The 22,537-nt window shown below is 49.7% G+C and carries 21 protein-coding genes and 2 pseudogenes; 14 read left to right on the forward strand and 9 right to left on the reverse strand.

Translation table 11 applies throughout. The annotated features are described in order from the left end of the window. Positions 1–150 precede the first annotated feature (150 nt). Positions 151–810, forward strand: a complete 660-nt coding sequence (gene yccA / locus L6R44_RS08410; RefSeq protein WP_023335168.1) for an FtsH protease modulator YccA — start codon at positions 151–153, stop codon at positions 808–810. A 55-nt stretch (positions 811–865) separates the two neighbouring features. Here yccA and L6R44_RS08415 read toward each other — a convergent pair whose 3' ends face one another. Together L6R44_RS08415 and L6R44_RS08420 are read right to left on the reverse strand one after the other, a co-directional pair. Beyond that, positions 866–1,342, reverse strand: a complete 477-nt coding sequence (locus tag L6R44_RS08415; protein WP_237423858.1) for a hypothetical protein — start codon at positions 1,340–1,342, stop codon at positions 866–868. After that, a complete protein-coding gene (locus L6R44_RS08420) occupies positions 1,339–2,094 on the reverse strand; it encodes a winged helix-turn-helix domain-containing protein (protein ID WP_237423859.1) in 756 nt (251 codons plus the stop codon). Before L6R44_RS08420 ends, L6R44_RS08415 begins: the two co-directional genes overlap by 4 nt. 309 nt (positions 2,095–2,403) lie before the next feature. Between L6R44_RS08420 and L6R44_RS08425 the strand changes: the two genes are divergently transcribed. From L6R44_RS08425 to tusE, 6 genes are all read left to right on the forward strand, one after another. Continuing rightward, entirely contained in the window at positions 2,404–3,147 is a 744-nt protein-coding gene (locus L6R44_RS08425; protein ID WP_237423860.1) for a fimbrial protein, read from the forward strand. Between the two features lie 76 nt (positions 3,148–3,223). Then, entirely contained in the window at positions 3,224–3,730 is a 507-nt protein-coding gene (locus tag L6R44_RS08430; protein ID WP_032639357.1) for a CS1 type fimbrial major subunit, read from the forward strand. 72 nt (positions 3,731–3,802) lie between these two features. After that, positions 3,803–6,505: a TcfC E-set like domain-containing protein gene (locus tag L6R44_RS08435; RefSeq protein WP_237423861.1), complete on the forward strand. Its 2,703-nt coding sequence runs from the start codon at positions 3,803–3,805 to the stop codon at positions 6,503–6,505. A 15-nt stretch (positions 6,506–6,520) separates the two neighbouring features. Beyond that, positions 6,521–7,678, forward strand: a complete 1,158-nt coding sequence (locus tag L6R44_RS08440; protein WP_032639352.1) for a CfaE/CblD family pilus tip adhesin — start codon at positions 6,521–6,523, stop codon at positions 7,676–7,678. A 10-nt stretch (positions 7,679–7,688) separates the two neighbouring features. Next, positions 7,689–8,240 (forward strand): LuxR C-terminal-related transcriptional regulator, encoded by a 552-nt coding sequence (locus L6R44_RS08445; protein ID WP_237423862.1) that lies wholly within the window; start codon positions 7,689–7,691, stop codon positions 8,238–8,240. 68 nt (positions 8,241–8,308) lie between these two features. Continuing rightward, entirely contained in the window at positions 8,309–8,638 is a 330-nt protein-coding gene (gene tusE, locus L6R44_RS08450) for a sulfurtransferase TusE (RefSeq protein ID WP_032639348.1), read from the forward strand. Here the strand turns inward: tusE and yccX are convergent. Further along, positions 8,635–8,928 carry an acylphosphatase gene (gene yccX / locus L6R44_RS08455; RefSeq protein WP_237423863.1) on the reverse strand — a complete coding sequence of 98 codons (294 nt, stop codon included), beginning with the start codon at positions 8,926–8,928 and terminating at the stop codon, positions 8,635–8,637. The genes tusE and yccX overlap by 4 nt on opposite strands. A 337-nt stretch (positions 8,929–9,265) precedes the next feature. On the opposite strand from yccX, the gene L6R44_RS08460 reads away from it, so the two are divergent. The 3 genes from L6R44_RS08460 to L6R44_RS08470 are packed head-to-tail and all read left to right on the forward strand — an operon-like array spanning position 9,266 to position 12,740. Continuing rightward, complete coding sequence (locus L6R44_RS08460) at positions 9,266–10,165, forward strand: HamA C-terminal domain-containing protein (protein WP_237423864.1); 900 nt, start codon at positions 9,266–9,268, stop codon at positions 10,163–10,165. A gap of 5 nt (positions 10,166–10,170) precedes the next feature. Further along, a complete protein-coding gene (locus tag L6R44_RS08465) occupies positions 10,171–10,809 on the forward strand; it encodes a hypothetical protein (RefSeq protein ID WP_237423865.1) in 639 nt (212 codons plus the stop codon). Positions 10,810–10,856: 47 nt separating this feature from the next. Further along, entirely contained in the window at positions 10,857–12,740 is a 1,884-nt protein-coding gene (locus tag L6R44_RS08470) for a helicase-related protein (RefSeq protein ID WP_237423866.1), read from the forward strand. 211 nt (positions 12,741–12,951) lie between these two features. Here L6R44_RS08470 and L6R44_RS08475 read toward each other — a convergent pair whose 3' ends face one another. From L6R44_RS08475 to L6R44_RS08485, 4 genes and pseudogenes are all read right to left on the reverse strand, one after another. Further along, the gene (locus L6R44_RS08475) at positions 12,952–13,527 is read right to left on the reverse strand and encodes a recombinase family protein (protein ID WP_237423867.1); all 576 of its coding nucleotides are present in this window, start codon (positions 13,525–13,527) and stop codon (positions 12,952–12,954) included. An 804-nt stretch (positions 13,528–14,331) separates the two neighbouring features. Beyond that, positions 14,332–15,756 (reverse strand): PAAR domain-containing protein, encoded by a 1,425-nt coding sequence (locus L6R44_RS08480; protein WP_237423868.1) that lies wholly within the window; start codon positions 15,754–15,756, stop codon positions 14,332–14,334. Positions 15,757–15,846: 90 nt separating this feature from the next. Beyond that, positions 15,847–16,074: pseudogene (locus L6R44_RS24920) on the reverse strand (hypothetical protein); the annotation flags it as partial. A gap of 7 nt (positions 16,075–16,081) precedes the next feature. After that, positions 16,082–16,591 (reverse strand): annotated as a pseudogene (locus L6R44_RS08485) (PAAR domain-containing protein); the annotation flags it as partial. Between the two features lie 366 nt (positions 16,592–16,957). On the opposite strand from L6R44_RS08485, the gene rlmI reads away from it, so the two are divergent. Beyond that, positions 16,958–18,148 (forward strand): 23S rRNA (cytosine(1962)-C(5))-methyltransferase RlmI, encoded by a 1,191-nt coding sequence (gene rlmI / locus L6R44_RS08490; protein WP_237423870.1) that lies wholly within the window; start codon positions 16,958–16,960, stop codon positions 18,146–18,148. Between the two features lie 60 nt (positions 18,149–18,208). Continuing rightward, the gene (gene hspQ, locus L6R44_RS08495; RefSeq protein ID WP_008499919.1) at positions 18,209–18,526 is read left to right on the forward strand and encodes a heat shock protein HspQ; all 318 of its coding nucleotides are present in this window, start codon (positions 18,209–18,211) and stop codon (positions 18,524–18,526) included. 37 nt (positions 18,527–18,563) lie between these two features. Here the strand turns inward: hspQ and L6R44_RS08500 are convergent, their stop codons facing one another. Then, complete coding sequence (locus tag L6R44_RS08500) at positions 18,564–18,977, reverse strand: CoA-binding protein (RefSeq protein ID WP_008499920.1); 414 nt, start codon at positions 18,975–18,977, stop codon at positions 18,564–18,566. Between the two features lie 173 nt (positions 18,978–19,150). Here L6R44_RS08500 and csgI point away from each other — a divergent pair, with 173 nt between their 5' ends. Continuing rightward, positions 19,151–19,813: a curli synthesis inhibitor gene (gene csgI / locus L6R44_RS08505; RefSeq protein WP_032639343.1), complete on the forward strand. Its 663-nt coding sequence runs from the start codon at positions 19,151–19,153 to the stop codon at positions 19,811–19,813. 80 nt (positions 19,814–19,893) lie between these two features. Next, positions 19,894–20,352: a methylglyoxal synthase gene (gene mgsA, locus L6R44_RS08510; RefSeq protein ID WP_032642515.1), complete on the forward strand. Its 459-nt coding sequence runs from the start codon at positions 19,894–19,896 to the stop codon at positions 20,350–20,352. A 58-nt stretch (positions 20,353–20,410) separates the two neighbouring features. Here mgsA and helD read toward each other — a convergent pair whose 3' ends face one another. Next, positions 20,411–22,465: a DNA helicase IV gene (helD, locus tag L6R44_RS08515; protein WP_237423871.1), complete on the reverse strand. Its 2,055-nt coding sequence runs from the start codon at positions 22,463–22,465 to the stop codon at positions 20,411–20,413. Between the last annotated feature and the right edge of the window lie 72 nt (positions 22,466–22,537).

Genomic DNA, 22,537 nt, shown 5'->3' on the forward strand with positions numbered 1-22,537 from the left:
CGCTATTCCTACTAATGAAACGCATTTCTGCAGAAGAAATAACCGCCTCCGGCGCTAAGGTGCTGAGTAAAGATGGGTAAAACCACTTTGAGACTGGCGTGCGGTTTCCTATTCTTTCCGCTAATTACATCTGTCATAAGAGAGTGACTCATGGATCGTATAATTACTTCGTCGCGCGACCGCACATCGCTACTCAGCACCCACAAGGTGCTGCGCAATACCTATTTCATGCTCAGCCTGACGCTGGCATTCTCAGCCATCACCGCCACCGCCAGCACCGTGCTGATGCTGCCGTCTCCGGGGCTGATCCTGACGCTGGTGGGGATGTATGGTCTGATGTTCCTGACCTACAAAACCGCTGATAAACCGGTCGGTATTCTGTCCGCGTTCGCCTTCACCGGCTTCCTGGGCTACATTCTCGGGCCGATGCTGAATGCGTACCTGTCTGCCGGAATGGGTGACCTTATCGGCATGGCGCTGGGCGGTACCGCGCTGGTGTTCTTCTGCTGCTCGGCCTACGTGCTGACCACCCGTAAGGACATGTCCTTCCTCGGCGGTATGCTGATGGCGGGCGTCGTGGTGGTGCTGGTGGGTATGGTGGCGAACATCTTCCTGCAGCTGCCTGCTCTGCACCTGGCGATCAGCGCCGTGTTTATTCTGATCTCCTCCGGCGCGATCCTGTTTGAAACCAGCAACATCATTCGCGGCGGCGAGACGAACTATATTCGCGCCACCGTGAGCCTGTACGTGTCGCTGTACAACATCTTCGTCAGCCTGTTGAGCATCCTGGGCTTCGCCAGCCGCGATTAAGCCGACTCGCTGAAATAAAAAGGAGAATGCCGCGGCATTCTCCTTTTTTTATGCCCTACTCGCCCCGGCAAATATAGGTCGGATAACGCCGGTCCTGAATTAGCCACACGGAGGGCGAGAGTTCAGAGATCGTGAGGTAGTAACGTGCGGTCGGCCTGGCGAAGCTTCCCCACTGGTCATCCGGGGTATTATCATTGTGCCGACGCCAGGTTTTGGTGTAGCTCAACACAATGACCTTATCATCGTCCCGCTGCTCCCAGGTAAAGTCGACATCTCTGTCAACAATCAGGCATTGCCCGCCGGCCTTTGCCGCGCCTTTGTAGGTCGTCACCCCGGTACCGTCCCGATGAAAATAGAACTGTGCCACGCTATTGACCTTCACTTCACTTGCTCTTCCCTCATTGCGCGTGAAGTTAAATTCGGTGCTGCAGGCCAGCACGTCCTTTTTATCAAAGACGCCGGAACAGTAAAATAACGCGATTGCCCCCCCGATAAGGGTTCCCCCCAGGGCAAAAAGAAGTTTTCTTTTCATTTTTCAGCCCCGCTTTTATAACGAATGGTTTTGCACAGGCTGGTTTGACTGGCCGGACAGGCACCAATGAAAACTTCATCCGCGGCGGATATAGCAAAGCGGGCGCTGAAATAATAAATATCATACGCCTCCCGCTCGCATGCCACGTTATTCGCCTCCAGCTGCTTCGCTAATTTCGACAGCACCAATGGTCTTCCGTGATCGTTGATAATCCAGATGCTGCACCGCGCAATTTTTTCCTTAACCGGGTTGAGCTTCGCCGGAACGAATATCCCCTGCTGTAGGCTGAAGTAGACGCCCGCCCCCAACGCGGCAACGATCGATCCGGCTATCATCGCCCGTTTTTTTATGGTTGCGCGCTGAGGCTTTACCTCTTGCGGCGTGGACGAGGGCTGAGGCACGGCGGACGGAATATTCTCTCTGGGTTGAAAAATCACATCGGCCTCAAAACGAAACCCATAGCGGGGCACGGTGACGATAAATTCATGCCCCTCTCCCAGTGCCTGGACGCTTTTACGTAATTCACTCACCGCTTTATTGAGATTATTTCCTGACGGCGTAAAGCCAAACTCCTCCCACACCCGGGCGATCAATTCCTCCCGACTCAGATCGCGGCCTCTATGCTTAATAAATTCCTGTAAAAGCCGAACGGCGGGTGCCGACAGCGTTAATACAGATTCTGGTTGTCCAACAAGACTTATTGCATGTGCTTCAGGATCAAATAACAACGAATTATTGCATATAAAAAACATCTTTTATTCTCGGCTGTTACCGCATGCTTTTTAATCCATGGTACATCGACATGAAAACTGCCTCCCGATCTGCTTATTTTGCAATCAGAAGGAATTTTCTTCCTATCCCTGGTCGCGGCATTTTCGCTTAACTATACAACCTTAAAGCCAGGAAATCAGGATAAAAAACTGTATTTAGCGAGTTAACTAATACAAATTTTCACAAACCCCTGTTCTGGTTAAAGTTTCCCTGCCCTGAAGCAAGACGAAAGCAGACGGTGTCCTGGTGTTAACGCGCCGCCGATAAAACGCAGAGCAGGCAGTCTGAATATGAAACAGAAAAATAGAGTGAACATGACAACCGCCTTTTATGTCGCCGCGATGTCATTGCCATTTTTCTCAGAAATGGCAATGGCCAATATGAGCGTGTACCCCATGGAACTTAACGTAGATAAGTCCGGTGCGGCGCAAATTAAGGTGGCGTCGAAAACGGATGATATTCAGTTCATTCGGGTGAGGCAAAAGAAAATTCTTAATCCCGGCACGGCACAGGAAAAAGAGGTTGATGTGGCCTCCTGGAAAGCGGGTGGCGTTGTTGTCACGCCCGAAAAATTTGCCCTTGCGGCGGGTGCAATGCGCGTGGTTCGCCTGATATCGCTTACGCCGCCGGAAAAAGAGACCACCTGGCGCATCTATTTTGAAGGGGTAAAGCAACCTGACAGCATTATCCCCGGCAAGACGGAAAGCCCTGCGGCCACGGCAACATTGGGCGTCAACGTGATTTGGGGTGCGCTTATCCACCTCGCCCCGGAAAAGAGCGTGGTTTCACTATCGATTGACCCTCTCAGGGGAACGTTAAAAAACAACGGCACGCTGCGCGTGCCGCTCAGAGAGATCGGTATTTGTGATGCAGATTCATCGTGTAAATGGATTAAAGAAGACGCGACGATTTATCCGGACACCGAGCGGAAATTAAAAACGCTCGCGAAGGTACAAGGACAGAAATATAAATTCCGCTACTTCAACTGGTTGAATAAAACCGCTGAAGAAGCTGATTTACCCGTCGTGCAATAACACGACGCCACTGTAAAAACCCCCACAGGGTTTGTTTAAAGAGCCAGGGTGCTCATTTGTAAATATGGAGATATCAATGCGTAAGTATTTTAAACCTCTGATGATTGTTGCCGCGATGACCACGTCCGTTAGCGCGCTGGCGATTCAAAAGGATATTACCGTTAACGCCAGCGTCGATTCACAGCTGGATATGACCCAGGCCGATAACACGCCGCTGCCGGCAAGCATCGATATGCAGTACCTGCCCGGTCGCGGTCTGGAAAGCTACCGTCTGAACACCAAGGTATGGTCTAACTCCGCGACCAGCAACGTGAAGGTTCGTCTGGTCAGCGCGGCGAAGCTGGCGAATGCCGACGGCGCTGACACCATCCCGATGACGGTAAAGCTGGGCGATAAAACCCTCACCACCGCCGATGTTGAATATACCGGCACCGAACTGTTCCCGGGCAGCATTGAAAACGGTTCAGCGGTGCTGCCCCTGACCATTTCTCAGACCACCAAAGGTATTCTGAAAACCGGTCAGTACAGCGGCGTTGTCAGCCTGATGCTGACGCAAGCGACAACCACGGAAGGCGGTGCGTAACACCACAGCACCTAAGGAATAACGTCAGAGGGTGTCTACCCTCTGACGTCAGGATGATGTCGAGGCTCGTTCATGGCGTTTCACAGAAATACTCTCCTCTTTGTTGCTTTGTTACCCGCTTCCATCCAACTCGCCTGTGCCGACATGGCCGTCCCGGCAGGTTTTGAAGATCTGGCAAAAACGCAGCGCCTCTGGACTGAGGTGAACCTCTACGGCGAATCGCTTGGTCTTTTTGAAACGGATATCACGCTTGAAACGGTCAGTTTTGTCGCGCCTGAAAACGTGGTAGCGGCTATCAAGCGCCGGTTTAATGACGATCCCGCTCTCGTCTCCACCGTGTCCGCCGCGCTGGCCGTTCCCCTGGCCCGAAACGGCAACCTGGCCTGCAGCAGCAACGGCTCCGCAGCGGGCTGTGATTACATGGATACCGACCGCGCGGCCATTATTTATGATGAGAATAACGCCCGCATTAACCTGTTTTTGGACAAGACATTTCTGCCTAAAGCCACCGCAGAAAATCAGTGGTATCAGCCCACGCAGGACAGCGAAAATGCCCTCATCCATCAACAGAATATTAATTTTGTGGCCGACAGGAATTACCAGTCAGCCACCGTGCAGGGGAACGGCGCGCTGGCGCTCACCCGGGACGGCTATGTGAATCTCGACTGGACCTGGCTGGTGCAGCGTTCAAAGCACCAGCAGCAGCAGGACATCACCGTCAACAACGCCTGGTTCCGCCAGGACATTTTGCGTCAGTACTATGTCCAGCTTGGCGAGATGGATACCCGCGATCTGTTCAGTAACGCCGGCGGAAATATCACGCTGAGCCAGCTGCCGCTGGGCAAAATTCGCGGCCTGCGGGCGGGTTCGACAAGGGCATGGATGAATCCGGTTCAGCAGTCGAAGGGAACCCCGATTACCGTGCTGCTTTCCCATGACGCGCGTGTCGACGCCCGCCGCGGCAACCAGCTGCTGGCCAGCTTTTACCTGAATGCCGGGGCGCAAACCCTGGATACACGCGCCTTCCCGGACGGCAGCTACACCGTGACCCTGTCCGTCTATGAAAATAACCGCCTGACGCGCACCGAGCAGGTGCCGTTTACGCGTACCGGCATTACGCCGTTTGACCGGGTAGAGTGGTTTGTGCAGGCGGGAGAAACGGACAATGACGGTACTGACGCATCCCGTTCAGCCGTGGCGCAGGCGGGCGTTCGCCTGCCCGTTACGCCAACGCTGGCGCTGACCAGCGGCGCGACCACCACAAAACAGCACCAGTTCATGGAAAATGCGCTCGACTGGAGCCGCGGGTTCAACGCTGGCCCCGTTGACGGGGTCTTGAGCACCCGCTTTAGCTACCTCTATGGCAGCAAAGGCGAGCGCGGCAATATCCAGCAGGTGAGCTACAACGACGGCTTTTCGCTGAGCTTCTACCGTAACGCGCTGTCGGCGGAGAGCTGTGATTCTTTCAGCACCGGTTTTGACGCGATCGGCGGCTGCTACCGCTCGCTGTCGGTGATGTTTTCCGTGCCCGTCGGCAGCTGGTACGCAAGCCTGGGCTACTCGGATAACCGCAACGAAGGGCGCTACGTCTCGCGCCGCGAGCTCCCGGATCGCGACGATCGTCACGACCAGGGGCTTCCATGGGACAGCGTCTACATGACCCGCTCGCGCTCGCAGGCGTGGCAGGGTGGGCTGAGCAACGCCTTCAGCGTGCGAGGTCTGAACGTTAACAGCAGCATCAACCTGTTTATGCGTAACGACCACGCTCAGGAGGGGCGCGGCAAGGGCGGATTTCTCAGCGTAAGCGTGTCAATGGCGCACAACCGCCAGGGCAATGCATCAAGCTATACCTCGCTGGGCGCGACATGGCAGCACCAGCAGCGTCAAAAAGACCAGATGACCTACAGCGCCTCGCATAACTGGTACACCGACGCGCGCGGGGAAAATGAATTTGGCCTCAACGCCTCGGGCATTAATAGCGACTCGGTCAACGCCTCGGCGTATACGCGACAGGGCGGCCGATACGGCAACGGTAGCCTGACGGTCAGCGACGCCTGGGATCGTCAGGACAGCCGCCATACGCTCAGCAGCAGCGGCAACTACAGCTCAACGCTCGCGCTGTCGCGTTCTGGCCTGTGGCTGGGCCGCTGGAGCGACGGGCGCCCTGCTTCCGCCGTCGCGGTGAACGTGGCAACGCCGGAAGATACCCAGGATCCGCGCGTCGCCGTGTCGCTGGATAACGGCGGCAGTGCAGACATTCCGGGCAATGGCCGCGCCCTCTTCGCGGTGCCGGGCTATCAGCAAACCACGTTGACGATTAACGAATCGCTGGACGTCTCCCGGGGGGCCAGCAGCGAGATCACGCAAGGTTCAGGCAGCAGAACGTTGTTTATGGTGCCGGGCAAACTGCTGCGTCGGGATGTGCAAACCACCGCAAGCTACACCTGGCTCGGCCAGCTAACCGACGAGCGTCATGCGCCGTTTATCGGCGGCGTGCCGCTAAACGTTAACGGCTGGAGCGATCTCGGCAACGGCGGGTTTAGCGCCCAGAGCGACGCCCTGCTGCATAACCTCTACCTGGTGCGTCAGCAGCAGTTTTATCAGTGTGCGCTGAACGTAAAAAGTATGCGCGACGTCGTGCGCTACGTCGGCGCGGTGACCTGTCAGGAGCTGACCTTCTCCGCGCTGCCGGAAACCGTGCAGCAGCAGGCGCAGCTGATGCTTGCCGGACGCATGCCGCCTGCAGGCCCAACGGCGATGAACGCTGAAAAATAATGACAGGAACGTGATGTGAAAAAATTACTCTTAGTTTTATTGCTGTTAAGCACAGGATCCGGCCAGGCGCTGGCGGCCAGCGCGGGGGGCAGAAACACCAGCGTCGGGATGAGCGTCGATCGCATGGCCTCCCCGGCGCGCCTGGACATCTGGCTGCACGAGTCGGGCGGCTTTATCGCCAACGATCCGCAGAAGTGGGGGCGAAATACCCTCACCTGCCAGTCGCGCACCGACCCCACCTACGGCGCGTGCATGACCGCACCGGTATGGTTTACGGCCAACCCGGCATCGCCTTATCCGATTAACCTGCGCTTTACCCATTCGGTGACTAAAAAAACGGTGGACGTAAAGGTTTACGGCGAAAAGCACATGTTCATGAACGGCAAAACCTACGCCTTCGCCAGCTACGTCACCGGCGGCGCGGGCGATCTCGCGGCGTGGGACCGCGAGCCCTATTTTGATTACTACATCGTGAAAAGCGAGCTGAACAAGCTCAATCAGGCCGGCATCTGGACCGCCACGCTCAGGCAAAACCTGCGCGAATGGGGCAGCGCCGCCTGCGGCGGTAATTTTAACGACGGCAACGTGGGCTGCCCGGGGTATTTGACCATCGCCAGCTGGCAGGCATCGATCCGCATCGAGGTGGTCGATCCCGGCAATCAGCAGATTTATCTGCCCGCCTTCCCCCACTCAACGCCGATCGTTAACCTCAACCTGACCAACTTCCCGGGTCGCCCCGGCGGCAGCGAGATTCAGGGCGAAGCCTCGCTGGACATGTGCCTGTACGACGGCAAAAACGCCACCAGCACCCGTACCTATCTGCGATTTGAGGATGACGGACTCGCCTCAGCGGGCCGTGCCGAAGGTGCATTTTCTATCCGGCGACGCGGTGGCAGCCCGACCGACGCGCGGGATCGTCTCGACTATCAGGTCTTTGTTACCCATCCCGTTACCGGCGCAACCGACACTGTCGCCAATGGTAAAACCATCGTCTGGCAAGGCACGAACGATCCGCAGTATCTGCGTCAGGTCGTGCTGCCCGGCGGGCGGGAGAGCGTGCTGTGCATTCCCGCCCCTATTATCCTGAAAACGCCTGCATTTGCCGCCAGCAGCAAAAATGCGGGTGACTATACCGGCACGCTGCGCGTTATCTATACGCCCAGCACGTTATAACGAGGTCACCGTGAGTTACGCCATTCTCGACAATAATCGATTTTACGCCGAAGGGTTGCGCTATGCGCTGCTGCGTCGTGGCGTCCAGCCAGAGGTCATAAGCGATACCGTACAATGGCAGCCAACCCTGCTTACCCGCCGCGTGGTTGTCGTACGCTGTCGTTTTTCCGTTGCGGGTACGCATCAGGCGCTGATTAACATTTTACTCAGACTGGAAGCCGCCCGCTGGCAAGGCAGCCTTTATCTGGTCTGCAATGAAAAGGGATGGGCGCTGGCGACGCATTTACGCAAGCGTTTTGCCACGCTAACCGTTTATATCATCGATGACAGGATCGCCGTCGCAGATGCGGCATATCTGCTGGCAAAAGAGCCTCGCCGCGTGCGCAGTCTGGACTGCTGTCTTACCGGACTTGAATTCAACGTGCTCGATCTGATGCTCACCGGGCTGCCGGTGCGCCACATTGCCATCGTGACGCGCATGTCTGAGAAACAGGTGTCGACCCACAAATGCAACGCGCTGAAAAAGCTCAATGCCAACAATCTGCTGCAGCTGCTCCTGTAGGTCACGGTTTATCCTGAGGCGGCTTTTTTGCTACACTGTCGCCGATTTTTCACCTACGACAGAAGATTATGTTCATTTTTGCAGGCCATGAAATTGAGACCGATAGCGAAGGCTATCTAAAAGATACAACGCTCTGGAGCGAACCGCTGGCGGAGAAAATTGCGGAAAACGAAGGGATTACCCTTTCCCCTGAACACTGGGAAGTGGTGCGTTTTGTCCGCGAGTTCTATCTTGAATTCAACACCTCTCCGGCTATCCGCATGCTGGTCAAAGCCATGGCAAGTAAGTTCGGCGAAGAGAAAGGCAACAGCCGCTATCTCTATCGTCTGTTCCCGAAGGGCCCGGCAAAACAGGCAACAAAAATTGCTGGCCTGCCTAAGCCGGTAAAGTGCATTTAATAACGAATACCGAAGTTAACGTACTCCCGACCGGGTTGATGCGGTTCCGTTAAGACCTTATCAACCCGCGCGCTGCGCGGTCCCCCCGCTTTCAGCCACGCCATCAATTTTTCAACCTGTTCCGCTTCGCCGCAGGCGACCACCTCAACGCTGCCGTCATCCATGTTGCGCGCGTATCCCGTGATCCCGAGCTGAAGAGCCTCACGCTGGGTGCTGTAGCGGAACCCAACGCCCTGAACGATGCCGTGAACCCAACACCTAACACAAATACAACCAGTTTTTTGACTCATAGATACCTCAGTTTGTTTTAAATGCCTCATACACCGCTTACAAATGACCTGTCAGATAAGTTTTTGACGCAGGCATATCATCACGCTATCTCCATTAACTTAAATTATTATCACGAGAAAACATTAGTTTTAGTGATAACTCTGTGCAATGTATAGAGCGGGCAAATTAATCTACAGGCACATCATGGATAGATTACATTTCGAGATGTTTGTCTCATAACATCAGTTGACACAAACCCAGAACAACTGTATATATATACATACCAAGCAACTCAATGCAAAATCGACAAGTGGCTGTAGACGTGATAGTTTTTATCCATGATAAGATGAAGGTATTATGGATATGTTGCTTCCGATACGTGTTAAAAAAAGCTTTTTAGACTTATTCAAAACATTGCCTTTGCAATACACTTTACAGCAATCAAATGTCAATCTTCACATACTCAATATTGAAAGTAATAGGTTCATATACGAGAAGTTAGTGGATGAACTACGAGATATAATTGTCACGTATGTCCATTCAAATAGACGACTTAAGGAGTTTAATGAAAATAATCCTTCATTTAGCCCTAAACCATTTATAGAAGCGATAAGAAAATTTCGTCAATATACATCTAATGAAGGTGAACTTGGTGAATTACTACTTTATGCATTTCTCGAATCAGGGCTAAGAGCTCCTAAATTACTCTCAAAGATGGAATTAAAGACTGACTCCAATGACTATATTAAAGGTTCAGATGGAATTCATTTATTAGAGGATAATGGCTGTTACCAGCTAATTTTTGGTGAATCAAAAATGTATGCTGATCTTTTAGATGGTGCTCGCAATGCATTTGATTCAATCGCAGAATTTAAAACCAATGGATTAAAATTTGAGAGAGGCCTGATAGATACACATGTCATAAATGAAATGGTTTCAGAAGATGGTTATGAGAAAATAAAATCCATCCTTCTTCCTTCAGGTAATAACGGACCAGATCTTGATTTATCTTTTGGCATTTTTTTAGGATTCGAGCTTCCAGTTAATGATTCGATACTTTCAATGAGCAGTAAGGGTTTTAGATTGTGGGTGAATAACTATGTGAGCGAAAGAGCTTCTAGTGTCATCGAAACAATTAAGCGTAGGATTAATAGTCACAAATTATTCGGGCACGAGTTTCACATATACATTGTACCTTTTACAGCAATTGATGAAACACGCAAAAAAATAATTCAAGAAATGTTAACAATCGAGTAAACATTATGAATGATATTCCTCAAGAAAAAAATATTCACATAGCAACACGTCTTGCTGATGATGCGTTCAATAGCCCTTATTTTAAGGAAGTTTACACATATATTGTTGAGCTTTACAATAATCAATTATTTGATAACAATTTCAGCATTGAATTACGAGATAATTTAAGACTTCAACATGCACTGCGTTTTGCAGATATATTATCTAATTCCAACAAAGAAGAATATAGAACAAGTGCATTTGAAATAGTCAGTAAAATGTCATCGCTAGTAAATGATGATGCCTACTTTAAGTTTATTTCATTAGCTGTAATTAACAGATTAGGAATCTATGCTGCTGAAAAACTAATTTCGGAAGAAACTATACTTCCTCTAGATCGTGAGATAGATTCAGCAATAAAAAAGTCCATACAACAAACAGACCTTGATGGTGTATATTTCACAGATAAACAATATGATCTATATCAACTACTAAAAAGAAGTTCTACCATCAGTTTCGCTGGTCCAACCTCGATGGGAAAGTCATTTGTTATTAATGCTTATATTAAAGAAATTGTAGCTAAAAGTGATCATAAAAACATCGCACTTATTGTTCCTACTAGAGCATTGATAAGTCAAAATGCATTAAAATTAAAAATGATCTAGACAGCTTATTATATACAGATAGATACGAAATCATTACAACTTCATACATGATTACCAGCGATAATAATAAAGGCTATATATTTGTTTTAACTCCAGAAAGATTAGTTAGTATCATAAGTTCAAAACCTGAGGTTGAAATTGACTATATTTTTGTTGATGAAGCTCAGAAGCTTACCACAAAAAATGATTCAAGAAGCCTTGTTACTTACTCTGCAATAGAACAGACGCTTAATTCAAACCCCAATTCAAAATTATTTTTTTCATCACCTAATTTATCTAACCCTGATGTTTTCAATAAGTTATTTGATCGAAAAGACGCTGTCACTTATAGAAATACTGAAGGTGCAACAATACAGAATTTGTATTACATCGATTTGTTTTCTAACAATATCAGCTATGTCAACACTCAAGAAACTAAACTTGAAAAACCCAAGGATCTTCCGTCTCGTTACAAAAACACTAATGATTTGATTTATAGATTAAATCATGGCAAAAGTAAGATTATATACTGTGGTGGAATTGAAAGCACTCTCGAACGTACTAGAAACTTCATTCAATATCTTAAAAAAAACACACAACCAAAATTTAAAAATATTGAAATAGCAACTCAAATCAAAGAATTTGTACACGACAATTATGAGCTTGCAGAAGCAATCAACTATGGAGTGGCATTTCATTTTGGTAATCTGCCACAATCCATAAGAGATTTGATTGAATATCATTTCAAATGTGGGAATATTGATTATTTATTTTGTACCTCCACACTTCTTGAAGGTGTTAATCTGCCAGCAAAGTCTGTATTCATATTAACGCACAAAAAAGGCCTCAACACTTTAGATGCGGTAGATTTTTGGAATTTGACTGGTCGAGCCGGTAGGCTAGCTATGGAATTATCAGGCGATATTTTTTGCATTCGTGACAAAGAAAAATTATGGAGTAAAAATGCTGTTAAAGGGATTTTATTATCGGATAAAAACGATATTTTATTGAAGCCAAGTTTTCATATCGAAGATAAAAAAAGACTTAATGAACTCAATACAATAATCAATACTGGTGACACTTCCGGTATTAAAAATGCAGAGTATTTAAGAACACTCGGAGACATGCTTAGAATAGATACTATAAGAGAGCAAAATAGCGACAAACTTCCGCTGATAAGTTACTTCAGAAATAGTGGCAATTCAGATATTGTGCTGAGTGCTAAAAACAGTACGAAGAATATTTATATCCCACTTAATATACTATTGGCAAATAGTCACATTGCTATTAACTCACAGCAGTACGCCTTTAATAAAATAAAGAGAACACCACCAGATAAATTAAAGCTGCCATGGCAGCCTACTTATGAAGATGTTAAATCAAAGCTAGAGTTTATATTTGATTTGTACAAAATTGATGAGTTTGAAACAGGTAGAGATCGATTGAATTCAAATTCAATCCCTTATTATTCCGTTATTTTTTTACAATGGATTAATGGCAATAGCCTACAAAATATTATAGCGGAGGCTATTTCGTATATAAAAAATAAAAAAATAAAAATAAAAAATGAGCTTGTTGATTTTCAACATGCTAATCCTGCTCATATAACAACTTTGGTTAACGATACAATCAAGGATATAGAATTGAGGGTTGGATATCAGTTACAGAACTATATTTCTCATTATTGTCAACTTCTGACTTTTGTCTTGCATAGCAATCCCGGTGCAAACTGGTCGCAATTTATAGAGTTTGGTTCAAATGATCCTATAGTGTGGCATTTGCAAATGATGGGTTTTTCAAGAGATAGTGCAGTATACCTTAAAAGAAATTTCCCAAAGCATCTGAGACTAAATTCTGAAAGCAATAAATTGACTATATTAAATAAAGATTTAATTAAATCTTCAATCAGAAGTGACAGACTTTACTCCTTAGAAATACATTCGTTGTTATAGCTATACGATATAAAGGGGGTATATGCCCCCACTTCGCTCCACAATCCGACAACACCTTACAGAAGAGATTCTTCAATAGCTTGGCAGCACCAAAAGCTAGTCTTTAGATCTTGATTAATAATACAATCTGCTATGTGATACTTTCATTTTATAGAAAGGATTTGAATGCCTATAAAAGACATAGTCAATTTAACCCTCCCCTGCCGCTATATCAGTCTGCAATATTGGCAGTACTGGCAAGCATTTCTTTCTTCACACGAAACACCGTAGCTCTGCCGCAATCGCACAGCTTTGCGATCTCATCTGGTGTGTTTTTTCCTGCTTGAAGCATCTCAGTGATTTTACTGTGTAATTCTTTGTTTTTTTGTTTGCCTTTGTACTTATTAGCCTTTTTAGCAAGGGCAATTCCCTCGTTGCGACGTGACGCGATCATTCCACGTTCAAATTCGGAAACAGCCCCCATCATGGTTAGGATCAGACGTGATTGTGGGGAATTATCAAAACTCATAGAGTTTGCAAGAAACTGCACGGTGATCCCACGAGCAACAAGGCTATCAATCATTTCCAGCAAATCGCGGGTGTTACGTGCAAGGCGATCGATAGAATGGGTAATGAGGGTGTCACCTTTGCGGAGGTGAGAAAGCAGGTTCAACAATTCAGGTCTATCGCTGGTGGACTTACATGATTCTGTCTCTGTAACGATTTCATCACAAACCGGTTCCAGTACTGCCAACTGACGCTCAAGATTCTGATCTTTTGTTGAGACTCTCGCATAACCAAAAATCATTTTCCTGCCTCTCACTACCGATAAGTATCATTTGAATTAACTGAATGATATAGTATCATTTAAACCATATCAGCATCTAAATGATACTAAACTAGACGCAAAAGGGGAGTTCACAAGGGACTACCCAAAAGAGATTTTTGATCGTTCGTTTTTTAGTCGATATAGGGTTAATGAAAAGGTCGATACTGAGATCTGAGTACACGGTATTTTGTCGGCTGGGTTAAAGCTGATCAGATGAACAAGGTTTCAAATCAGCCAGATTAAAACTGATTGTACTTTTTCCTGAGTAAAAGATTACTTAAGTTTTTTTGCTAAAAATCAGGATACCTGGGATTTGATTTTTTTTGTGTTCTAAAGACCAGTACTTTTAGCGAGTTTGAATTGTACATTAAAAAAGCCGCTTTCGCGGCTTTATAAATAATGCTTAGATGGATAGGAGAGAAGTTATAATAGTAAAAAAAAACAAAACAACCATTACAAAAAATAAAGTAAACTTAACTTTTAGCCAAGATACCTTATCATTAGGTAAATCTTTGATGAAATCATAATGATCAGAATCCATATTTCTGACCGGAAAACTCCCTTTTTTAAATACGAATGGGAGGATGAAATAGAAATCTTTCTGAAAAGTTAAGAATATTCCACCTGCTTGTGCAAGAGTAATTCCTGCTGGTATATAACCAAATCGTTCTTTAAAAATATCGCACAATAAAAGATGTTGTTTGTTTTTTAGAACAGAATACCCAATTGCGATAAATCCGAAGATTATACACAATAGTGTTGAGGTCGCAGATAGGATACCCACTATTCACCAACCGTTTTATAAATAAGTTCACCGAGATTTTCACCTTGATCTGATAGAAATTCACCACCTATATAACCTCCACCAGTACCAAGAATTACACCACACGCTAATGCACCTGCTCCCGCTGCTTCTATTGTCAAAGCACCTAATACTACAGTACATATACCTGTGCCTATCGCTCCACCTCCGATGCCTCCAATTAGACCACCAGAAAAACTCCCTATTTCAGTATATTTCTTTTTAGTACATTCGTCTTCACGACCAACAGAACAAGCCTCATTTATTTCATTGATTGAATGCAGGGCACTAAAGCCGATTCCCACATAGCCAACATATCGCATAGCTGCTACATATTTTGCGGCTCTTTCTATATTCGTAGCATAACCTTCAATATCACTAATTCCTGTCTCATTCCATTTATGAGTTATTGATTTAGTTGATAGACCAAGTGCACTTTTTAAGTTGCTGTACTCACCAAGTTTCATACCTTTATTAAGGAAGCCGACTTTAAGTACACGATCAAGTTCATTGAATAGTTGAGCACGTTTTACATGGAATTGCTCGCCAATTAAAGCCCCTTTTGTCATGTATGTATTCTTGTACGTTTCCTGAATTTCCTTCAGAATTTTTTCTATATTCTCAAAGTACTTTCCGACAGGATCAGCAGCAAGCCCGATCCCTTTATCGGCGATGTTGCTAAAGTTAGCTATTGTTGCATAGTGCTCGTGTAAGAAGTTAGCTTCTTTATGCGTAAGCGGTTCTAATGCTGCATCAATACGTTGTTTAGCAGCCTGCATATGTGCGATCTGATCACTGTCCTGTTTTTCTGGATCAACAACAAGAAGGATAGAACCAGCTTTGTATTCCTTACCTTCTCCATTCAGTGAACGGTAAAGTTCTCGTGTTCCTGCTGGCGGTTCACTTTCGAACAGATATCTTTCATAGGCTCCAGCCTCAGCACCGTAAGGGAGTACACAGAAGCCAGCATCTACTGGTTCGCGTTTAGTTTCTTCCTTATGCAGCTTTTTAGCTGTCTGAGCATGTTGTACGGGTTCTTCAAATTCAGGAGGAGCAGGAGCCACAGGGGTAGCTGCCATTGGAACCGTTACTGGAGTAACTATACGCGTATCTCCCTGATACGGCCCATGTTTTGCCCATGTATGCGTTGGGATAAAAAATGCCTTACAAGGGCAAGTTGAGCGGCTGTAAAGTGTACTGGCAGCATAACACCCATGAATGATCTCTCCGAGGTGTCCTCCGCCTACACTGTAGACGCCTGGATGTTTTCCGCAGGACACTTTACTCCCATTGACTGCCTGCCGGTTCTGGTTCGGGCCAAATTTTGTTCCTTTCGGATGCCCTTCCAGAACACTTCCTCCACATGATGTTTTATCGCCTTGCACTATCCAGTAACCAATTGACATTTCCTTTGTTCCTTATGATGTTATAAACATTACATGATGTGATTTTAGTACTTTACTGTTGGTGGGTAAGATCAATGCCAGTACAAACACTCACTCAGAACGATCAAGTACCATATACGCTGGCTGGCACATACTGCCACGCTCCTCAAGCCAGTAATAATCAAGATCGGCTATACGCACATTCAGCCCCGAATCTGCACGGTTGATCTGTAGTCGAAGCCCTACAGTGTCCTTATAGGACAGACCGGATTTAACATTGTATTTGTACTTAACGCCATTTTCTTGTTCAAACTGTTTAAGAAAAGGAGTCATTCGCTGGCCCTCTTCGACCAAAACGCCCGTATGTATAAACGTATATCGAATTGTCTTGATGTACTGATACAAAAGCGTGTCCTGCGTCCGTGATTTCAGTCCAGATGTAAACACCATTCAATAGCGGGTTATCTTCTGGCTTGCAGGTATTAGCAAAGCTATTAATTTGAGGATCGGCAATCGGGCCGGGGAGAAAGGGAAATTCAACCATGTCAGATTGGGCAGTGCAGGCTTTCGCTGTTCCTGTAGAAAATTCGTAAGTGTCATCGATGGAAGGAATAAAACGCGAACTGCAAGGGCAGGAACTACGGCTGTGCAGTGTACCGGCTACCCTTTTACCATGTATGTCGTCGCTATCAAGTCCTCCCACGATGCGGAATCTACCCGCATGTTTACCACAGGTCACTTGATGGCCTTCACATGCCATGTCTTTTTGGAAAAATTGATGGTCGGGACATCCTTCAAGAATCCTACCACCGCAAGCTGTCTTATCACCCCTAAATAAAAAATGACCAACAGTCATTCATCCTTGTCCTTAACCTGCTTGTAAGTCCATGCGGAAAGTGTAGGCTTTTGGCGCTGGCGAGTAAACGCGCAGATGAACACAATCAAATTCTGATTGTGGATGAATTTAAATTAAGTAGCGCTAAAGAAAAGGGACATTAAGCTGCCTATTTCGATATGTTTCGATCTTAACGCAGATAATCCAGCATCGATGATTTCAACATGCTCTAAATCGTTTTCAATTGCTACCCTACGCGCCGTCTCCAATTGACGTAGTAGTGATGAACCTTGAGTCGAAACGCTCAATGGCATCCACAGATGATTGCGACTTGCTGAATGTGATAGTCTACGCGCCATTTCCCTGAAATCGACAGAACAGCAAATTATGAGTGTACGTTTAGTGTTAGCCAAAGGGCGCGAGAAGTCATTACTGCGCCGTCATCCCTGGGTCTTTTCCGGCGCGGTTGCCCGTATGGAAGGCAAAGCCAGCCTCGGTGAAACCATTGATATCGTTGACCACCAGGGCAAATGGTTAGCGCGAGGCGCCTACTCGCCCGCGTCCCAGATCCGCGCGCGCGTCTGGACGTTCGATAAAGACGAAACCATCGACATCGACTTCTTCGTCCGCCGCCTGCAGCAGGCGCAGCAGTGGCGCGAGTGGCTGGCAAAACGCGACGGTCTGGACAGCTATCGCCTGATTGCCGGTGAGTCAGACGGTCTGCCGGGCGTGACCATCGACCGCTTCGGTAACTTCCTGGTGCTGCAGCTCCTGAGCGCAGGGGCGGAATACCAGCGCGCCGCGCTGATTAGCGCGCTGCAAACGCTGTTCCCGCAGTGCGCCATTTATGACCGCAGCGATGTTGCCGTGCGCAAAAAAGAGGGGATGGAGCTGACGCAGGGCCCCGTCACGGGTGAGCTGCCGCCAGCCCTGCTGCCGATTGAAGAGCACGGCATGAAGCTGCTGGTGGATATTCAGGGCGGGCACAAAACGGGTTACTACCTTGACCAGCGCGACAGCCGCCTGGCGACGCGTCAGTACGTCGCCGACAAGCGCGTGCTGAACTGCTTCTCCTATACCGGCGGCTTTGCCGTTTCGGCGCTGATGGGCGGCTGTGCGCAGGTCGTCAGCGTGGATACGTCGCAGGAAGCGCTGGACGTGGCAAAACAGAACGTTGAGCTGAATAAGCTGGATCTGAGCAAAGCGGAGTTTGTGCGCGACGACGTCTTCAAGCTGCTGCGTAAGTATCGCGACCAGGGCGAGACGTTCGACGTCATCGTGATGGATCCGCCCAAGTTTGTGGAAAACAAAAACCAGCTGATGGGTGCCTGCCGTGGATATAAAGATATCAATATGTTGGCCATCCAGCTGCTGAGCCCGGGCGGGATCCTGCTCACCTTCTCCTGCTCCGGCCTGATGACCACAGATTTATTTCAGAAAATCATCGCCGATGCCGCAATAGATGCTGGCCGTGATGTACAATTTATAGAGCAGTTCCGTCAGGCAGCCGATCACCCCGTGATTGCTACCTACCCGGAAGGACTGTATCTGAAAGGGTTTGCCTGTCGCGTCATGTAACTTGAAAAGAGAAATATTGCCCGCACATAACGTGTAAGTCGTATTTCCCGGGAGGTGACTATGATTGCCAGCAAATTCGGTATCGGCCAGCAGGTCCGCCACACTTTGCTCGGGTATTTGGGTGTGGTCGTGGATATCGACCCGGAGTATTCCCTTGATGAACCGTCAGCAGACGAGCTGGCGGTGAATGCCGAGCTTCGCGCCGCGCCCTGGTACCATGTGGTGATGGAAGGTGACGATGGACAACCCGTTCACACCTATCTGGCCGAAGCGCAGCTGAGCAGCGAGCTGCAGGAAGAACATCCGGAACAACCCACAATGGATGAACTTGCTCAGACTATCCGCAAACAGTTACAGGCTCCGCGCCTGCGGAACTAAGCGTGTAAAAAAAGCCCGATGAACGGGCTTTTTTTTATTACTTCGCCAGCCCCAGTCGCGGGATGTCGATCGCCGGGCATCGGTCCATGACGACGTTCAACCCCGCATCCCGCGCCAGCACCGCGGCCTGCTCGTTAATCACGCCCAGCTGCATCCACAGGGTTTTCGCCCCGACGGCGATAGCGTCCTGCGCCACTTCCCACGCGGCCTCGGAATTACGGAAAACGTCGACCATATCAATTTTTTCCGGCACGTCAGCGAGCGTGGCATATCCCTGCTGGCCCAGTAAGGTTTTCCCCGCCACTTTTGGCGAGACCGGGATGACGTGATAACCCTGATCGAGAAGGTATTTCATCACCCGATAGCTTGGACGATCGGGTTTATCGCTCGCGCCCACCAGCGCAATGGTACGCGTGGATGTCAGAATCTCGGCAATGTCGTTCTCTTTCATGGTTTTTCTCCTGGCTTTTTTAAAAGTGTACGCCAAACCGCACATCTCAACCATCCATCCCATACGGATGCATGAGGGCAAAACGGCGAAATATGTCTATATGTTAGTAAACATGATTATCGAAAAATTTAGATACATTATTGCGGCGACAGGATTTCTGACGGGAGCCTTCTATGAAAACCGGTATTGCCACTGCTCTGATTGCGTTAGTGATGCCGGCCTGCGTTTTTGCTACGACGCTCCGGCTCTCGACCGACATCGATCTCCTGATCCTGGACGGAAAAAAGGTCTCCAGTTCGCTATTGCGCGGTGCGGACAGCATTGAGCTGGATAACGGGCCGCACCAGCTGGTCTTCCGGGTAGAAAAATCGATCGCTCTGGCGAATCACGAGCAACGAATGTACATCTCCCCACCGCTGATCGTCAGCTTTAATACGCGGCAAATCAGTCAGGTGAACATCACCCTTCCTCGCCTTGAAACGGAGAAGGAATCGGCGGCCTTCGACGCGTCACCCCGCATTGAGCTGCTGGACGGGGATGCGATGCCGATTCCGGTGAAGCTGGATATTCTGGCGTTGACGGCCTCACCGAAAGGTCCGGACTACGAGGCCGCGACCCAGACCTACAACAAAGCAGGCAAACGCGCGTCGCTTCCGCAATTTGCCACCATGATGGCGGACGACAGCACGCTGCTGTCCGGCGTCTCTGAGCTGGACGTTATACCCCCTCAGTCCCAGACGCTGACGGAACAGCGCCTTAAATTCTGGTTCCAGCAGGCCGATCCCGACACGCGGGCCCGGTTTTTACAGTGGGCAAAACAACAGCCGTCATCATAAGCCACATTTTTTACGCCTTTCTCTTGCAGCGTCAGGCGGTTCCCGTCATCGTGTAGTGAGTTAACCTGATGGATATGATTATGGAATTGACAACACGCACGCTGCCTGAACGCAAACACATTGCGCTGGTGGCACACGACCACTGTAAACAAATGCTGCTTAACTGGGTTCGCCGCCATCAGTCTTTGCTGGAAAAGCACGCCCTGTCGGCGACCGGCACCACCGGAAACCTGATCCAGCGCGAAACGGGTCTGCAGGTGAATGCCATGCTGAGCGGCCCGATGGGCGGCGATCAGCAGGTCGGCGCGCAGATTTCCGAAGGGAAAATTGATGTGCTGATCTTCTTCTGGGATCCGCTCAACGCGGTTCCGCACGATCCGGATGTTAAAGCGCTGCTGCGCCTGGCGACGGTGTGGAATATTCCGGTGGCGACAAACCTCTCGACGGCGGATTTCATCATCGAATCACCGCAGTTCAGTTCGCCGGTTGATATCCTGATTCCGGACTATCAGCGTTATCTTTCTGAGAGACTGAAGTAGCTTTTTTGCCGGGTGGCGGCTTCGCCTTACCCGGCCTACCCATCCTTGCCCGTCGTCGCTACGGCTTTCTCGCAACCGGCACGTCCAGACTCTTCAAAATATCGACAAACGCGGATGGCTCGTCTTTATTGAACAGCAGCCACACGCGATGGCGCGCGCGGGTGATGGCCACATACAGCAAACGACGCTCTTCGGCATCCGGGAAGTCTTCCGGCACCGGCAGCAGGGCCTCTTCCATTACCGACTCGCGGGCCGGAGCCGGGAAACCGTCGCTGCCCTCTTTCAGCCCCACCACAATGACATAGTCGGCCTGCTGCCCTTTGCTGGCGTGAATGGTCATAAATTCCAGCTGCAGCTTCGGCCAGCGGGTGGCCGCTTTTTCCAGCGCCGCGGGTTTAAGGTGATGGTAGCGCGCCAGCACCAGGATCCGTTCATCGGGCTTCGCGTAGCCGCTGAGCTTGTCCAGCAGCGGCTCCAGCTGGTCTTCCGCCAGCAGGGTGACGGCTTTTTTATCCCCCGGGCGCAGGCTATTGAGCGGCTTGGCCAGCTGGTGTGGGTTCTGCTGGATAAAGCGGTTGGCGATTTCACCAATCCGGGAGTTGAAGCGGTAGGTGGTGTCCAAATCGCTGCGGTCCCCTTCACCAAAATAGTGGTGGAACGCGGTCGTCAGCGAAAGCTGTGCCCCGCTGAAGCGATAGATGGCCTGCCAGTCGTCGCCCACCGCAAAAAGCGACGTATGCTTATTTTGTGCCCGCAGCGCCGAGAGCAGCGCCGCACGCTGCGGCGAGATATCCTGGAACTCGTCCACCAGAATATGCTTCCACGGGCTGACAAAACGGCCCTTCTCAAGAATGATGATGGCCTGATGGATTAGGCCGGAGAAGTCGACGGCATTTTCCTCTTTTAGCGCGGTTTTCCAGGCCTTCAGCAGCGGCGCCATCAGCTTGACCCGCTTCGAAAACAGATCGCGGATCGCCTCCGGCGCGCTTTCAATCATCTCTGCCTGCGTTCCGCCGTGCATTCGCATCAGGCTGACCCAGCGGTCAAGCCGCGAACCCAGCCTACGCGCCAGCTTGTCATCCTGCCAGAAGCTGCCCTCAGGCACCTCCCAGTTGAGCTCCTCCTCCAGCCACTGACGCCACCCTTTCGCCTGCGCTTTTTTCTCGCTGCACTGCTGGCGCCACGTTTTGATGAACAGCGCCTGACGCGCCTGCGCGTCGTTTTCCAGCTTGCTGACGGCAGGCACTTTTTTACTGCCCTGCTGAATAATATGCAGCGCAAGGGCATGGAAGGTTCTGGCGGTTATGTCCCGAGTATGGAGACGTTCCTGGATCCGTTCGTCCATCTCCTGGGCTGCCTTGCGGCCAAAAGCCAGCAGCAGAATCTGGTCGGCTACCGCCTCGCCCGTCGTCAGTAGCCAGCCGGCACGCGCGACCAGCACCGACGTTTTACCGCTACCGGCGCCCGCCAGCACCAGCAGCGACTGCTCGCCGTTGACCACCGCGCGCGCCTGAGCCGGATTAAGCGGAGAAGACTCCACCGTGCTGAAAAAGTCGGCGTATTGGGTAAGCATGGCGTCCGTCCAGGCCTGGTTATGGGCGAGACGGCTTTTATCCTTATCATTCAGCCAGGCCTGGCACTGTCGCCAGGCGTCGCGACAATTGTCAAACTCCTCGAGGCGCGTCACGGATATCGGCAGCGCCGAGAGCGCCTGGCGGATTTTTTGCTGCAGCCCGGCGGTCTGCTGACGGGTGAGCCACGAATGCTGCGCGTTGGTTTGCGCAATATCGTCCAGCACCTTCTGAAGCACCCCGGCGGCAATTACGCTCATCTCCTGGCTCCACTGCTGCCAGAGCGCGTTGAGGTGATGATGGAAACGCTGGGTTTCCGCCCACTCGGTGCCGTGAAGGCGCACGACTTTATCGTCAGGCAGAACGAACTCCAGCTCGCCCCACACCAGCCCGCGTTTGCAGTGGATAGCCAGAAGCTGATTAAACGGAATAAGGTATTCGTGGCGTTCCCCGGAGACTTTCACCCCGGCATTAAGGAGAACCACCCTGTCGTAAGGGTGTTGCGCCAGGCGTTTGCCTAACGACGTTGCTTTCAGTTCCATGTTCCGCCACATCCACGAAGAGATAATTTACCTGACAGTTTAACTGCCAGTTTTAAGGTGCTCCAGCCTAAA

Source organism: Enterobacter cloacae complex sp. ECC445 (assembly GCF_021892025.1).
Taxonomy (GTDB): Bacteria; Pseudomonadota; Gammaproteobacteria; order Enterobacterales; family Enterobacteriaceae; genus Enterobacter; species Enterobacter chengduensis.

Excerpts from the sequence above, each read along its gene's own strand:
- yccA (WP_023335168.1), top strand. The coding sequence starts at position 151 with ATGGATCGTATAATTACTTCGTCGCGCGACCGCACATCGCTACTCAGC.
- L6R44_RS08415 (WP_237423858.1), bottom strand. The coding sequence starts at position 1,342 with ATGAAAAGAAAACTTCTTTTTGCCCTGGGGGGAACCCTTATCGGGGGG.
- L6R44_RS08420 (WP_237423859.1), bottom strand. The coding sequence starts at position 2,094 with ATGTTTTTTATATGCAATAATTCGTTGTTATTTGATCCTGAAGCACAT.
- L6R44_RS08425 (WP_237423860.1), top strand. The coding sequence starts at position 2,404 with ATGAAACAGAAAAATAGAGTGAACATGACAACCGCCTTTTATGTCGCC.
- L6R44_RS08430 (WP_032639357.1), top strand. The coding sequence starts at position 3,224 with ATGCGTAAGTATTTTAAACCTCTGATGATTGTTGCCGCGATGACCACG.
- L6R44_RS08435 (WP_237423861.1), top strand. The coding sequence starts at position 3,803 with ATGGCGTTTCACAGAAATACTCTCCTCTTTGTTGCTTTGTTACCCGCT.
- tusE (WP_032639348.1), top strand. The coding sequence starts at position 8,309 with ATGTTCATTTTTGCAGGCCATGAAATTGAGACCGATAGCGAAGGCTAT.
- yccX (WP_237423863.1), bottom strand. The coding sequence starts at position 8,928 with ATGAGTCAAAAAACTGGTTGTATTTGTGTTAGGTGTTGGGTTCACGGC.
- L6R44_RS08460 (WP_237423864.1), top strand. The coding sequence starts at position 9,266 with ATGGATATGTTGCTTCCGATACGTGTTAAAAAAAGCTTTTTAGACTTA.
- L6R44_RS08465 (WP_237423865.1), top strand. The coding sequence starts at position 10,171 with ATGAATGATATTCCTCAAGAAAAAAATATTCACATAGCAACACGTCTT.
- L6R44_RS08470 (WP_237423866.1), top strand. The coding sequence starts at position 10,857 with ATGATTACCAGCGATAATAATAAAGGCTATATATTTGTTTTAACTCCA.
- L6R44_RS08475 (WP_237423867.1), bottom strand. The coding sequence starts at position 13,527 with ATGATTTTTGGTTATGCGAGAGTCTCAACAAAAGATCAGAATCTTGAG.
- L6R44_RS08480 (WP_237423868.1), bottom strand. The coding sequence starts at position 15,756 with ATGTCAATTGGTTACTGGATAGTGCAAGGCGATAAAACATCATGTGGA.
- rlmI (WP_237423870.1), top strand. The coding sequence starts at position 16,958 with ATGAGTGTACGTTTAGTGTTAGCCAAAGGGCGCGAGAAGTCATTACTG.
- hspQ (WP_008499919.1), top strand. The coding sequence starts at position 18,209 with ATGATTGCCAGCAAATTCGGTATCGGCCAGCAGGTCCGCCACACTTTG.
- L6R44_RS08500 (WP_008499920.1), bottom strand. The coding sequence starts at position 18,977 with ATGAAAGAGAACGACATTGCCGAGATTCTGACATCCACGCGTACCATT.
- csgI (WP_032639343.1), top strand. The coding sequence starts at position 19,151 with ATGAAAACCGGTATTGCCACTGCTCTGATTGCGTTAGTGATGCCGGCC.
- mgsA (WP_032642515.1), top strand. The coding sequence starts at position 19,894 with ATGGAATTGACAACACGCACGCTGCCTGAACGCAAACACATTGCGCTG.
- helD (WP_237423871.1), bottom strand. The coding sequence starts at position 22,465 with ATGGAACTGAAAGCAACGTCGTTAGGCAAACGCCTGGCGCAACACCCT.